The sequence below is a fragment of the Brachybacterium squillarum M-6-3 genome, assembly GCF_000225825.1.
Taxonomy (GTDB): Bacteria; Actinomycetota; Actinomycetes; order Actinomycetales; family Dermabacteraceae; genus Brachybacterium; species Brachybacterium squillarum.
In genome coordinates this window covers 144,800-158,321 of record NZ_AGBX01000005.1, presented here as the reverse complement: position 1 = coordinate 158,321, position 13,522 = coordinate 144,800, and the positions used below count along the sequence as shown (strand labels likewise).

The window sequence follows — 13,522 nt, the reverse complement described above, 5'->3', positions numbered from 1 at the left end:
GTGTCAGAGCGCCTGCGCGTCCACGGCGGGCAGCTCGAGCTCCTGGCCCTCCACGATCCGGCCGGTGGGCAGGTGGTTCAGGGCCCGCACCTGCACGACGTACTCCTGCGCGCTCACGCCCTCGGCGGCGTAGCGGTCGGCGTAGTCCCACAGGGTCTCCCCCGCGGCGACGGTGACGCTGTGATCGGTGGTCTCCTCACCGCCGGCGAGGGCGCTCGGCACGTCGAGCACGAGCAGCGCGGCCGCGGCGACCAGGAGGCCCAGCACGAAGGCGAGCAGCGTGATCAGGGCGCGGCCCCGGCGGGTGACCTCCAGTCGAACACGCGGTCGAACGGCCCCCGGGGTGCCCTGGGGGGCGGTGCGGCCGTGCTGCGCGGGGAGGGCGATGACGGTGGCGTTCTGGGTCTGCATGTCCGAACTCCTGTTCGATCGAAACTGTGTGCGACTCTAAGCGGGATGGGCGCGACACGCAAGAGAAATCTCGAACACCTGTTTGGTATCGCCTGCGTGTCGCCCTACTCTGGGTGACAGCACCACCGAACCGCGGGGGTCCGACAAACGAACTCCGCGGCCCGTCCCGGGACCGCCGTCGGACTACCGCCCACGGCACCGCCCGCCCAGGCCAGGAGGCCCGCCATGACCCCGCGCACCCCGTCGAGCCGCACCGCTCGGACCGCCCCCGCCCCGGCGGCCCTCGCCGAGGTCCCCCCGGGTGCCGCCGACGTGCCCGAGGGCGGGGAGAGCTCGCTCACCCCGCGCCAGCGCCTGGTGCTGGAGACCATCACCGCCGCCATCGCGAACCGCGGCTACCCGCCGAGCATGCGGGAGATCGGCGAGGCCGTGGGCCTGACCTCCTCCTCCTCGGTGTCCCACCAGCTGCAGGCCCTGGAGCGCAAGGGCTACCTGCGCCGGGACCCCAAGCGTCCGCGGGCGATGGAGGTGGTGCTCCCGGGCGAGGACGGCGCCCCCGACGCCGAGCTGGCCGCGGCCGACGACCTCTCCGCGGGCCCCTCCGTGCCGGTGCCGCTGGTCGGCCGGATCGCCGCGGGCGTGCCCATCACCGCGCAGGAGCAGGTCGAGGACGTCTTCACCCTCCCCTCCCGTCTGGTGGGCAGCGGGGAGCTGTTTCTGCTGCAGGTGGTGGGCGACTCGATGATCGACGCCGCCATCTGCGACGGCGACTGGGTGGTGGTGCGCTCCCAGCCCACCGCCGAGAAGGGCGAGATCGTCGCCGCCATGATCGACGGCGAGGCCACCGTGAAGACCTTCGCCCAGCGCGACGGCCACATCTGGCTGATGCCGCACAACCCGTCCTTCACCCCCATCCTCGGCGACGACGCCGAAGTGCTGGGCAAGGTGGTGGCTGTGCTGCGCTCGGTCTGAGCCGCTGCCGACCGGGCGACGCCGTGTCCCGAGAGAGGTCGGTCGCTGCGTTCCGTGGCGCGCTCAGGCGCCGCTGAGCCTCCGCAGGGCGCCCAGCGCGACGCCCGGGTCGGTGGTGTCCCACAGCGGCGGCATCGCGGCCCGTAGGAAGCCCGCGTAGCGCGCGGTCGCCAGGCGCGCGTCGAGCACCGCGACCATGCCCCGGTCCTGCTGGGAGCGGATCAGGCGCCCCGCCCCCTGGGCCAGCAGCAGCGCGGCGTGCTGCGCGGAGACGCCCATGAAGCCGTTGCCGCCGTGGGCGGTGATCCGCTCCTGGCGCGCCGAGGTCAGCGGGTCGTCCGGCCGCGGGAAGGGGATGCGGTCGATCGTGACCAGGCGGCAGGCGTCCCCGGGCACGTCCACGCCCTGCCAGAGGGTGAGGGTGCCGAACAGGCTCGAGTCGGGGTCCTGCCGGAAGTCCCGCACCAGGTTCGCCATCGAGTCCTCGCCCTGCACGCCGATCGGCAGGTCCAGCCGGGCGCGCACGTGCTCGGCGGCCAGCTCGGCGCCGCGGCGGGAGGAGAACAGGCACAGCGCCCCGCCGTGGGAGGCCTCGACCAGCTCGGTGAGGTGCTCGAGCATCGCGGGCGCCGGGCCCTCCCTGCCGGGCGGGGGCAGGTGGCGGGCGATGTAGAGGATGCCCTGGCGGCGGTAGTCGAAGGGGCTGCCCACGTCCAGCCCGGCCCAGGCGCCGCGGTCCTCGCGGGCGGGGACCTGCTCGGGGGCGGTGCGGGCGGCGCGGGCCAGGCCCACCTCCCCCGCGGGCGGCTCGAAGCGGCCCCCGAGAGCGAGGGTGGCGGAGGTCAGCACCACGGTGCGGTCCTCGAGGATCGCCCCCCGCATGGCCCCGGCGACGCTCAGCGGCGCCACCTGGATGCTGGAGCGGCCGGTCGCGGTGGAGTGGGAGACGGAGACGACGTCGTCCTCGGCGGGGGCCAGCAGGCGTTCGGAGACGTCCATCAGCTCCTGCAGGGTGGCGCGGGCGGCCTTGCGGGCCCCGGCGGTGCCGGCGGCGTGCTCGTCCCCGGCGTCCTTGGCGTCGCTGTGGGCGGTGCGGGCCTCGTTCCGGATCATGGCCAGGGCGTCGCGCAGCCGCTCGGGCAGCTCCGCGATGACCCGGCCGTCGGGCACCAGCTCGAGGGCCTCCCGCAGCTCCTCCCCCGCGTCGTCCAGGGCCGTGGCGGCGACGCCGAGGCTCCGCAGCTCCCGCACGACGCCGCGGACGGCGCCGGGGTTCAGGGACTCGGTGACGGCGCCGGTGACGCGGGCGGTGAGGTCGTGGGCCTCGTCGAAGACGACGACGTCGTGCTCGGGGATGATGCCGTGGCGGTCGAAGGCGTCGATCGCGAGCAGCGCGTGGTTGGTGACGACCAGGTCGACCTCGCGGGCCAGCTCGCGGCTGCGCTCGGCGAAGCAGTCCCCCACCATCGGGCAGGTGGAGCCCAGGCACTGGGTGCCGGTGACCGACACCTGTCGCCAGGCACGGTCGGAGACCGCGTCCTCCAGGGAGTCGCGGTCGCCCGTCTCGGTCTCCTCGGCCCAGGCGCGCAGCCGCCGCACCTGCTCGCCGAGCCGCTCCCCGCCGCCGCGGGCGGGATCGGCCGAGGCCTCGGAGAACAGGGCCCGGGGGTCGAGGTCCTCCGGGTAGCCGCCGTCGACCTTGTGGCGGCAGAGGTAGTTCGCGCGGCCCTTGAGCAGCGCGAAGGTGGGGGTGCGCGGCAGGTGCGCGGCGAGGGCCTCGACCAGTCGCGGCAGGTCCTTGCGGACGATCTGGTTCTGCAGGGCGATGGTGGCGGTGGAGACCACCACGGGCCGCCCCGTCACCAGGGCGTGCCGCAGGGCGGGCACCAGGTAGGCCAGGGACTTGCCGGTGCCGGTGCCGGCCTGCACGAGCAGGTGGCGACCGCCGTCCATCGCGGTGTCCACGGCCTCGGCCATGGCGGTCTGGCCCTCGCGGGGGCTGCCGCCGACGGCCGCGACGGCGGCGCGCATCAGGGTGTCGAGGTCGGCGACCGGGGGTGCCGCGGTGGCCGAGGAGCTCATCGGATCAGGGTATCGGCGCCCCGGCCGCGGGCGGTTCAGGCCGCGCCGCGGAGCTCCGCGGCGAGGGCCTCGTCGACACGGGCGTGCAGGTGGGTGCCCTCGGCGAGATGCTCCTCACGCAGCACCTCCCCGGTGCTGTGGGCCCGGGAGACCAGGTCCCCGCGGTCGTAGGGCACCACCAGGTCCACCTCGACGGCGGGCCGCGGCAGGTGCTCGGCGATCTGGCGGCGCAGCTCCTCGATGCCCTCGCCGGTGCGGGCGGAGACCACCGCGTGTTCCCCGACCTGGCTGCGGATCCGCGCCAGGGTCTCAGGGGTGGCGAGGTCCGCCTTGTTCAGCACCACGATCTCGGGCACCTCGAAGCCCTCGATCTCGCCGAGCACGGTGCGCACGGCGCGGATCTGCCCCTCGGGGTCGGGATGGGAGGCGTCCACCACGTGCAGCACCAGGTCGGCGTCGCCCACCTCCTCCAGCGTGGAGCGGAAGGCCTCGACGAGCTGGGTGGGCAGGTGCCGCACGAAGCCCACGGTGTCCGCGAAGGTGAACTCGCGGCCGTCGGGGGTGGTGGAGCGCCGCACCGTCGGGTCCAGGGTGGCGAACAGGGCGTTCTCCACCAGCACCCCGGCCCCGGTGAGCCGGTTCAGCAGGGAGGACTTGCCGGCGTTGGTGTACCCGGCGATGGCGACCGACGGCACGGCGTTGCGGTGGCGGTCGGCGCGCTTGGCCTCGCGCCCCGGGGTCATCGCCTTGATCTCGCGGCGCAGCTTCGCCATCCGGTCACGGATGCGGCGGCGGTCCAGCTCGATCTTGGTCTCGCCGGGACCGCGGGAGCCCATGCCGGCGCCCCCGGCCGCCACGCGGCCGCCGGCCTGGCGGGACATGGAGTCGCCCCAGCCGCGCAGGCGCGGCAGCAGGTACTCCAGCTGGGCGAGCTCCACCTGCGCCTTGCCCTCGCGGGACTTGGCGTGCTGGGCGAAGATGTCCAGGATCAGCGCCGTGCGGTCCACGACCTTCACCGTGACGATGTCCTCGAGGGCGCGGCGCTGGCTGGGGGCCAGCTCACCATCCGCGATCACGGTGTCGGCGCCGACCTCGGTGACGATCTCGGCGAGCTCGGCGGCCTTGCCGCGACCCAGGAAGGTGGCGGGGTCGGGGTGGGCGCGGCGCTGCATGACGCCGTCGAGCACCTCGGAGCCGGCGGTCTCGGCGAGCGCGGCGAGCTCGCGCAGGCTGTTCTCGGCCTCGGCGACGTCGCCACGGGTGTAGAGCCCGGCCAGGACCACGCGCTCCAGGCGCAGCTGGCGGTACTCGACCTCGGTGACGTCCTCGATGTCGGTGCGCAGCCCGGCGACGCGGCGCAGGGCGTGGCGATCGGCGAGGTCGAGCTGCTCCCCGTCGGCCTCGGAGACCGTGGTGGTGCGGGCGATGGAGGCGTCCCCCCGGGCGAGGATCCGCTCGGTGAGGGGGTCGCGGCGGCGGGAGGCGGGGGCCTGCTCGGCGGTGGTCTCCTCGGCTCCCGCGGTGTCCGTGCCGGGGGCCTCCGCGCCGTCGGCGGCGTCGGTGGTGGGCTCGGGGTCGGGATGGAAGGCGATGGGCACGAGCAGGGTTCTCCTCACGTCGGGGTGTCGGAGGTCCAGAATCCCACGGCGCCGCGGAGGGGTCGAGGGATTTCTCCCTGGGCGCATCCCCGACCTCCGTCCGGTCGGCGCGGGGGCGAACGGCTCCCTATCCTGGGCGGGTGGACCAGCACTACTTCACCCCCTCCCCCGACACCGCGGACGTGCGCTTCCCGCTGCGGGTGCGCCTGGCCGGCGCGGAGCGTCAGCTCGTCTCCAGCTCCTCCGTGTTCTCCGGGCGCGGCCTGGACAAGGCGACGGCGGTGCTGCTGGACCGGCTGGACGAGGTCGCGCCGGTGCCGCCGGGCGCGCGACTGCTGGACCTGGGCTGCGGCTGGGGGCCGATCGCGCTGACTGCCGCGCTGCTGCACCCGGACGCCGAGGTGTGGGCGGTGGACGTGAGCGAGCGGGCGCGGGACCTGACCCGGGAGAACGCGGCCGCGCTGGGCCTGGAGCGGGTGCACGTGGCCGCCCCGGAGGAGGTGCCGGCGGAGCTGCGCGTCGACGTCCTCTGGTCGAACCCGCCGATCCGCATCGGCCGCGAGGCACTGGACGCGCTGCTGCGGGAGTGGATCGCCCGGCTGCGGCCGGAGGGAACCGCCGCGATGGTGGTGGGCAAGAACCTGGGGGCGGACCCGCTGGCCCGTCGGCTGGACGCGGACCTGCCGCGGCGGACGGTCACGAAGGTGGCCAGCGCCAAGGGCTTCCGGATCCTGGAGGTCGGCCCGGAGCGGTAACGACCGGGGGCCGACGTCACCCGTCGCGGCTCAGGCCAGCAGTTCCCCGTCGGCCACCAGCTCGGCCGGGCCGGTGAGGGTGACTTCGCCGTCCTCGCGCCAGGCGACCTCGAGGGTGCCGCCGGGCACGTCCACGCGCCAGGGCTCCCCGCTGGTGTCGCCGGCGCGACGGGCGGCGGCCACCGCGACGGCGGCGACGCCGGTGCCGCAGGACTGGGTCTCCCCCACCCCGCGCTCGTGCACCCGCATCGCCACGTGGCGCCGTCCCCGCTCGGCGACCAGCTCGATGTTGGCGCCCGCGGCCGGCTCGGGGTCCAGGGCGGGGCGCACGGTGAGGTCGAGCTCCTCCAGGGCGGTGCCCGCGGGGAGGAAGGCGACGGCGTGGGGATTGCCCATGTCGACGTCGGCGACGGGCAGCTCGAGGCCGTGGACGGCGACGGTGCGGCCGATCTCGGCGTAGCCGGCCTGTCCCATGCCCACGCGCACCGTGTACACGGCGGGCTCACCGGGGGCGGGCTCGGCGAGCACCTCCACGCCGCGCACCCCGGCGCGGGTCCAGACGGCGAAGGGGCCCTCGCCCACGTGCCCGGCGCGGCGCAGGTGGGCGGCGAGCACCCGCACCCCGTTGCCGCACATCTCGGCGATCGAGCCGTCACCGTTGTGGTAGTCCATGAACCACTCGGGGGCATCGGCCGGGGCCTCGATGCCGGCGTCTCGGGTGCGCACGGCGCGGATCACGCCGTCGGCGCCGATGCCGCCACGGCGGTCGGCGAGCGCGGCGACGGTCGCGGCGTCGAGCGCGAGCTCACCCGCGGGGTCGTCGAGCACGACGAAGTCGTTGCGGGTGCCGTGGCCCTTGGTGAAGCGCAGCGCGGAGGTCATGGAGCGAGCCTAGGCCAGCGCGGCGAGCGCGGCGCCGAGGAGTCCCTCACGTGCCCCGGCGGCGGTCGGGTCGGTGGGGCCGTCGATCCAGCGCACGCGGTCGTCGCGGTGGAACCAGGTGTCCTGCTTGCGGACCAGGCGGCGGGTGCCGACCACGGTGGCCTCGATCGCCTCCGCGCAGCCCATGCGGCCCTCCAGCACGGCCAGCGCCTGCTCGTAGCCGATGGCGCGGCGGGCCGTCGGGGAGTCCGCCAGACCCTGCTCGCGCAGTGCCCGCACCTCCTCCAGCAGGCCGTCCGCCACCATGTTCTCGACCCGGCGGGCGATGCGGGCGTGGAGGTCGGCGCGGGGCAGGCGCAGTCCGAGCTGCACGGTGTCCGGCTCCCACAGCACGGGCCGCGGCAGGAAGGCGGCGAAGGGCTGGCCGGTGAGCTCGCCGACCTCGAGGGCGCGGACGATGCGGCGACGGTCGCCGGGGCCGATGCCGGCGGCCGCCTCGGGGTCCCGCGCGGCCAGCTCGGCGTGCAGGGCGGCGTCACCCTCGGCCTCGGCACGGGCCTCCAGGCGCGCCCGCACGGCGGGGTCGGTGGGCGGGAAGGCGATGTCGTCGATCGCGGCGCGGACGTAGAGGCCGGAGCCGCCGACCAGGATCGGCACCCGGCCCCGCCCCCGGATCCCGGCGGCCGTCTCGCGGGCGGCCTGCTGGTAGGCGGAGACGCTGGCCTCCTCGCGGATGTCGAGCACGTCCAGCAGGTGGTGGGGCACCTCGGCGCGCTCGGCGGGCGTCACCTTGGCGGTGCCGATGTCCATACCGCGGTAGAGCTGCAGGGCATCGGCGTTGATGACCTCGCCGTCCAGCGCGCGGGCCAGGTCGATCGCGAGGGCGGACTTCCCGGTGGCGGTGGCGCCGACGACCGCCAGCAGCGCGGGGCACCGGGGGGCGTCCGGCGGGCTCGCGGGGGCCGTGGGCGCGGGGGACGCGGCGGGGTCCATACGGCCACCGTATCCACCCCGCCGCCTGCGCTCCGAGCCGACGCGGGGTCGCGGGGTCGCGGGGATCACGCCCGGGCACCTGCCCTCTCGCAGGCACGGGGAGTACGCTGGCGAACGGTCCGTCCCGGACCCGCCGTCCTGGTCCCCGATCCGTCCCGAGGTCGCCCGTGAGAACCGCGAACGAGTCCCCGCTGCTGTCGGACTCCGCCGAAACCCTCGCCCCGCTGTCGCTGGCCCGGGTGCAGGAGTGCCTGAGCCGTCACGGCTACGCCTTCGTCGAGGACGAGGCGCATCCCGAGATCCTGCGGGCCCGCTTCGACGACTACCGCTTCCAGTTCATGCTGAGCGGCGAGGACCACGGCATCCTGCAGACCCGCGGCCGCTGGAACCACTGCGTGGACGTCTCCCGCAAGGTGCAGATGGTCAAGCTCTGCAACGAGTGGAACATGAACCGGATCTGGCCGAAGGTCTACGTGCGCCGCGAGTCCGAGGGCCTGCTGGGCGTGTACGGCGAGCTGGCCGCGGACTTCCGCGCCGGCGCCCTGGACTCCCAGCTCGACAGCGCGATCACCTGCGGCCTCAGCACCGTGATCGCCTTCTTCCACAGCCTCGAGGAGCGGCTGGGCGCGGAGCTCGAGGAGCTCGACACCTGAGCGCCCCTCCCCCGCGCCGCGAGGACGGCCCCACCCGCTCGGGTGGGGCCGTCCTGATGTCGGGAGGGGATCAGGGGCGGCGCAGGGTGGGGATGCCCAGGGTGACCGGGCCGGCGGGGGCCGCCTCCCCCTTCCCGCAGCCGGTGCCGCAGGCGGATCCCTCCTCCAGCCCGGTCCCCCCGGCCTCCCAGGCGTCCCCGGAGCGGGTGCGACGCAGGGAGAACTGGGCCGGGCTCAGCTGCTCCCGCGGGGCCGCGAGGGCGCTGTCGGCGATCAGGTAGTACGGGGCGGCGCGGGTGACGGTCGCGGTGACCAGGTCGCCGGGGCGGGGGCGCTCGGCGTCGGGGAGGTCCGCGGGCAGGGCCAGGTGCACCAGGCGGTGGTCGCGGGCACGACCCGAGAGGCGGTGGGTCTCGCGGTCCCGGTCACCCTCGCCCTCCGCGATCAGCACCTCGACGGTGGTGCCCTCGAGGCGCCGGTTCTCCTCGTGGGTGATGCGGTCCTGCAGGGCGACCAGCCGCTCGTAGCGCTCCTGGACGACCTCCTTGGGCACCTGAGCCTCCATCTCGGCGGCGGGGGTGCCGGGACGGATCGAGTACTGGAAGGTGAAGGCGCTGGAGAAGCGGGAGACCTCGACGACCTCCAGGGTGCGCTGGAAGTCCTCCTCGGTCTCGCCCGGGAAGCCGACGATGATGTCGGTGGTGATCGCGGCCTCGGGGATCCGCTCGCGGACCTTCTCGAGGATCCCGAGGAACTTCTTCCCGCGGTAGGAGCGCTTCATCCGGCGCAGCACGTCGTCGGAGCCGGACTGCAGGGGCATGTGCAGCTGCGGCATCACGGCGGGGGTCTCGGCCATCGCCTCGATCACGTCGTCGGTGAACATCGCGGGATGCGGGGAGGTGAAGCGGATCCGCTCCAGGCCCTCGATCTGTCCGCAGGCCCGCAGCAGCTTCGCGAAGGCGCCGCGGTCGCCGAACTCGACACCGTAGGAGTTCACGTTCTGCCCCAGCAGGGTCACCTCGATGGCGCCCTCGGCGACGGCCTGGCGCACCTCGGCGAGCACGTCGCCGGGGCGGCGGTCGCGCTCCTTGCCGCGCAGGGAGGGCACGATGCAGAAGGTGCAGGTGTTGTTGCAGCCCACCGAGATCGACACCCAGGCGGCGTAGGCGGACTCGCGGCGGGTGGGCAGGGTGGAGGGGAACACCTCGAGGGACTCGAGGATCTCCACCTCGGCGGCGGCGTTGTGCCGGGAGCGGTCCAGCAGCACCGGCAGGGAGCCGATGTTGTGGGTGCCGAAGACGACGTCCACCCAGGGGGCGCGCTCGGTGATCGCGGCCCGGTCCTTCTGAGCCAGGCAGCCGCCCACGGCGATCTGCATCCCCGGGTTCGCGTCCTTCGCGGGGCGCAGGGAGCCGAGCGTCCCGTAGAGCTTCTTGTCGGCGTTCTCCCGCACCGCACAGGTGTTGAAGACGACGACGTCGACCTCCCCGGCCCTGGCGTCGGCCCCGGCGGGCGCCGCGACGTAGCCGGCCTCCTCGAGCAGGCCGGTGAGGCGCTCGGAGTCGTGCACGTTCATCTGGCAGCCGAAGGTGCGCACCTGGTAGGTGCCGCGCGGGGAGTCCGCGGTCTCGGCGGGGGCGGAGGGATCCAGCGTGATGCTCATGGTCCCTCCAGGGTACGGCGCGCGAACCCGGCGCCCGGGGCAGGACGGACGCTCCCGGCGAAGGTCACGCGGAGGTCACGATGCGGTGTCGGTGTCCCGCCGTCTCCACCCGCCCGGGTCTCCTGCCCTAAGGTCCACTCCATGACGCAGACCACATCGGGTCCCGCGGCGGCGGGCGGCGCGACCGCGCCCCCGCTCGTCTCCCTGCGCGGGGTCCAGAAGCACTTCGGCGATCTGCACGTGCTGCAGGACATCGAGCTCGACGTGAGCCCCGGCGAGGTGGTGGTGGTGCTCGGCCCCTCGGGCTCGGGCAAGTCCACCCTCTGCCGCACCATCAACCGCCTGGAGACCATCGACGAGGGCGAGATCCGCATCGACGGCGAGGTGCTGCCCACCTCCGGTCCGGGCCTGGCCCGGCTGCGCGCCGAGGTCGGCATGGTCTTCCAGTCCTTCAACCTGTTCGCGCACAAGACGGTGCTGGAGAACGTCACCGTCGCCCCGATCAAGGTGAAGAAGGAGTCCAAGAAGGACGCCGAGGCCCGCGCGACGGCGCTGCTGGAACGTGTGGGCGTGGCCAATCAGGCCCACAAGCTGCCCGCGCAGCTCTCCGGCGGCCAGCAGCAGCGCGTCGCCATCGCCCGCTCCCTGGCCATGCGCCCCAAGGTGATGCTCTTCGACGAGCCCACCTCCGCCCTGGACCCCGAGATGATCAACGAGGTCATCGAGGTGATGACGGGGCTCGCCCAGGAGGGCATGACCATGATCGTGGTGACCCACGAGATGGGCTTCGCGCGCCGCACCGCCGACCGGGTCGTGTTCATGGACGCGGGACGCATCCTCGAGGTCCGCACGCCCGAGGAGTTCTTCTCCGCCCCCGAGACCGAGCGCGCCCAGGACTTCCTCTCCAAGATCCTCGCCCACTGACCCCGACCCGACACTTCCCTTCCCCGATGTCCCACGATTGACCCAGGAGCACCCCATGAGCACCAGCCGTCGTCTCTTCCTCACCGGCACCGCCGGCGCCGCCGCCACCCTCGCCCTCGCCGCCTGCGGCGGTGGGGACAGCGAGGAACCCGAGGTCGCGGAGGTCGACGCCTCCGAGTTCCCCGAGGGCTCGACCATGGCCGCCCTCGCCGAGGCCGGCAGCATCACCATCGGCACCAAGTTCGACCAGCCGCTGTTCGGCCAGGCCGGCCCCGACGGTGACCCCGCGGGCTTCGACGTGGAGATCGGCAAGATCATCGCCGGCGCGCTCGGCATCGCGGCCGACGACATCGAGTGGGTGGAGACCGTCTCCGCCAATCGCGAGCCCTTCATCGAGAACGGCAACGTCGACATCGTCGTGGCGACCTACACCATCAACGACGAGCGCAAGGAGGTCGTCGACTTCGCCGGGCCGTACTACGTCGCCGGTCAGGCGCTGATGGTGGCCGCCGACAACGAGGACATCACCGGGGAGGACTCCCTGGACGGCAAGACCGTCGCCTCCGTCGAGGGCTCCACCCCTGCGCAGTACATGCTCGACAACCACCCCGAGGCGGAGCTGCAGACCTTCGACACCTACTCCAACTGCGTCACCGCCCTCACCAATGGCCAGGTCGACGCCGTCACCACGGACAACGTGATCCTGGCGGGCTTCGTCGCCGCCGACGAGGAGAACCTGAAGCTGGTGAACGACGGGGAGACCTTCACCGAGGAGCCCTACGGCATCGGCCTGGCCCTCGGCGACGACGAGTTCCGCACCTTCATCAACGACACCCTGCAGGCCGCCTACGACGACGGCACCTGGGCCGCCGCCTGGGAGGAGACCGCGGGCGTGGTGCTGCCGACCCCGGAGCCCCCGGAGATCGACCGCTACTGATCCCGCCCCGGGGCGACGGGCGACCCGTCCGCCGCCCCCGTGCCCACACTCCCCGGGCACGACTCTCTTCTCTCCCCTCCCCTCACCGTCCCCGCGGGCCGCTGACACGGCGGCCCGCGGGGCCCCAGGAGTTCACGCATGGGAAGTCTTCTCGCCGAGCGGGACATGCTGTGGGACGCGTTCACGACCACACTGACCCTCGCCGCCATCTCCGGGCTGATCGCCCTCGTGGTCGGCACGATCGTGGCCGGCATGCGGGTCTCGCCCTACGTGCCGCTGCGCACCCTCGCCACCGTGTACACGGAGTTCCTCCGCAACACCCCGCTGACGATCGTGTTCTTCTTCTACGTCTTCGTCACCCCGTCGATGGGCTTCACCTTCGACTACAAGGTGGCGGCGATCATCGCCCTGTCCTGCTACACCTCGGCCTTCGTGGCGGAGGCGGTGCGCTCGGGCATCAACTCGGTCTCCCTGGGGCAGGCGGAGGCGGCGCGCTCCCTGGGCATGAGCTTCTTCCAGAACCTCACCATCGTGGTGCTGCCGCAGGCTTTCCGCACCGCGATACCGCCGCTGATCAACGTGTTCATCGCGCTGGTGAAGAACACCTCGGTGGCGGGCGCCTTCAGCGTCTTCGAGCTGTTCGCGATGTCGCGGCGGATGACCAACGTCTACTCCGGTGACGTGCTGGGCATCCTGGCCGGGGTGGCGCTGTGCTACCTGATCGTCTGCATCCCGCTCGGCCAGGTGGCCGGGCACCTCGAACGGAAGGTGGCGTTCGCGCGATGAGCAGTGGACCCGTGCTGTACGACGTCGCCGGCCCCGACGAGAAGCGCCGCGAACGGATCATCTCGGTGGTGATCGGGGTGCTGGTGGTGGCCGGCCTCGGCCTGATCGGCTACCGCCTCTCCCTCAACGGCGTCTTCGACGACCGCTGGCTGGTGCTGGTGGACGTGCCGCCGAACTTCGCCGGCTACGAGACCCATCACGTGTGGGCAGCCGTGTTCCGGGGCCTGGGGAACACCCTGCTGGCGGCCGTGTTCGCGCTGCCGCTGGCGGCGCTGCTGGCCGTGGTGCTGGTGTCCCTGCGCGCGTCGACCATCGCCCCGGTGCGCTGGCTGGTCACGGGCGTCATCGAGGTGTTCCGCGGCCTGCCCGTGGTGCTGATGATGTTCTTCGCGATCTTGGTGCTGCCGGGTTCGACCCCGCTGATCGCGGTGGTCTTCGGCCTGGTGGTCTACAACGGCGCGGTGTTCGCCGAGATCCTGCGGGCCGGCATCAAGGCCCTGCCCGCCGGCCAGACCGAGGCCGCGCAGTCCGTGGGGATGGGCCCGTTCCTGATCTACCGCGACGTCCAGCTGCCGCAGGCGGTGCGGATGATGCTGCCCTCCCTGATCGCGCAGGGCGTGGTGCTGATCAAGGACTCCTCGCTGGGATACATCGTGAGCTACGCGGAGCTGCTGCGCTCGATCAGCCGCGTGGCCGACGCCCTCACCAACGCGGCCTACCTGTTGCCGCTGCTGACGGTCGGCGCGGCCGTGTTCATCACCCTGAACGTGCTGCTCTCGCGGCTCGCGGTGTGGGTGCAGCGCCGCGGCGGGCAGCGCCGGGTGGCGGGCGCCGCCGTCGCCGTGCCGGAGGACTGAGCCGCCCGG

General features: G+C 73.6%; 13 protein-coding genes. 7 read left to right on the top strand and 6 right to left on the bottom strand.

What is annotated here, in order from left to right; translation table 11 throughout:
• Positions 1-3: 3 nt before the first annotated feature.
• Positions 4-411 carry a LysM peptidoglycan-binding domain-containing protein gene (locus tag OM98_RS07730; protein WP_010534035.1) on the bottom strand — a complete coding sequence of 136 codons (408 nt, stop codon included), beginning with the start codon at positions 409-411 and terminating at the stop codon, positions 4-6.
• Positions 412-636: 225 nt separating this feature from the next.
• On the opposite strand from OM98_RS07730, the gene lexA reads away from it, so the two are divergent.
• A complete protein-coding gene (gene lexA, locus OM98_RS07725; protein WP_010534034.1) occupies positions 637-1,383 on the top strand; it encodes a transcriptional repressor LexA in 747 nt (248 codons plus the stop codon).
• A 63-nt stretch (positions 1,384-1,446) separates the two neighbouring features.
• Here lexA and OM98_RS07720 read toward each other — a convergent pair whose 3' ends face one another.
• A complete protein-coding gene (locus tag OM98_RS07720; protein WP_010534033.1) occupies positions 1,447-3,465 on the bottom strand; it encodes an ATP-dependent DNA helicase in 2,019 nt (672 codons plus the stop codon).
• Positions 3,466-3,500: 35 nt separating this feature from the next.
• A complete protein-coding gene (gene hflX, locus OM98_RS07715; RefSeq protein ID WP_010534032.1) occupies positions 3,501-5,063 on the bottom strand; it encodes a GTPase HflX in 1,563 nt (520 codons plus the stop codon).
• A gap of 140 nt (positions 5,064-5,203) precedes the next feature.
• On the opposite strand from hflX, the gene OM98_RS07710 reads away from it, so the two are divergent.
• Entirely contained in the window at positions 5,204-5,818 is a 615-nt protein-coding gene (locus OM98_RS07710) for a class I SAM-dependent methyltransferase (RefSeq protein ID WP_010534031.1), read from the top strand.
• 30 nt (positions 5,819-5,848) lie between these two features.
• Here the strand turns inward: OM98_RS07710 and dapF are convergent, their stop codons facing one another.
• On the bottom strand, positions 5,849-6,700 hold the full coding sequence (dapF, locus tag OM98_RS07705; RefSeq protein WP_010534030.1) for a diaminopimelate epimerase: 852 nt from the start codon (positions 6,698-6,700) through the stop codon (positions 5,849-5,851).
• A gap of 9 nt (positions 6,701-6,709) precedes the next feature.
• Positions 6,710-7,693 carry a tRNA (adenosine(37)-N6)-dimethylallyltransferase MiaA gene (gene miaA / locus OM98_RS07700; protein ID WP_010534029.1) on the bottom strand — a complete coding sequence of 328 codons (984 nt, stop codon included), beginning with the start codon at positions 7,691-7,693 and terminating at the stop codon, positions 6,710-6,712.
• A 167-nt stretch (positions 7,694-7,860) separates the two neighbouring features.
• On the opposite strand from miaA, the gene OM98_RS07695 reads away from it, so the two are divergent.
• Positions 7,861-8,346, top strand: coding sequence for a YbjN domain-containing protein (locus tag OM98_RS07695; RefSeq protein WP_010534028.1), 486 nt, complete (start codon positions 7,861-7,863; stop codon positions 8,344-8,346).
• A 70-nt stretch (positions 8,347-8,416) separates the two neighbouring features.
• On the opposite strand, the gene miaB is transcribed toward OM98_RS07695, so the two are convergent.
• A complete protein-coding gene (gene miaB / locus OM98_RS07690) occupies positions 8,417-10,009 on the bottom strand; it encodes a tRNA (N6-isopentenyl adenosine(37)-C2)-methylthiotransferase MiaB (protein WP_010534027.1) in 1,593 nt (530 codons plus the stop codon).
• 141 nt (positions 10,010-10,150) lie between these two features.
• Here miaB and OM98_RS07685 point away from each other — a divergent pair, with 141 nt between their 5' ends.
• The 4 genes from OM98_RS07685 (at position 10,151) to OM98_RS07670 (ending at position 13,513) form a co-directional block, all read left to right on the top strand.
• Positions 10,151-10,933, top strand: coding sequence for an amino acid ABC transporter ATP-binding protein (locus tag OM98_RS07685; protein ID WP_010534026.1), 783 nt, complete (start codon positions 10,151-10,153; stop codon positions 10,931-10,933).
• A 55-nt stretch (positions 10,934-10,988) separates the two neighbouring features.
• The gene (locus OM98_RS07680) at positions 10,989-11,870 is read left to right on the top strand and encodes a glutamate ABC transporter substrate-binding protein (protein WP_010534025.1); all 882 of its coding nucleotides are present in this window, start codon (positions 10,989-10,991) and stop codon (positions 11,868-11,870) included.
• Between the two features lie 138 nt (positions 11,871-12,008).
• Positions 12,009-12,656 carry an amino acid ABC transporter permease gene (locus tag OM98_RS07675; RefSeq protein WP_010534024.1) on the top strand — a complete coding sequence of 216 codons (648 nt, stop codon included), beginning with the start codon at positions 12,009-12,011 and terminating at the stop codon, positions 12,654-12,656.
• Positions 12,653-13,513, top strand: a complete 861-nt coding sequence (locus tag OM98_RS07670) for an amino acid ABC transporter permease (RefSeq protein ID WP_033195090.1) — start codon at positions 12,653-12,655, stop codon at positions 13,511-13,513. The genes OM98_RS07675 and OM98_RS07670 overlap by 4 nt, the downstream gene beginning before the upstream one ends.
• The last annotated feature ends 9 nt before the right edge of the window (positions 13,514-13,522 follow it).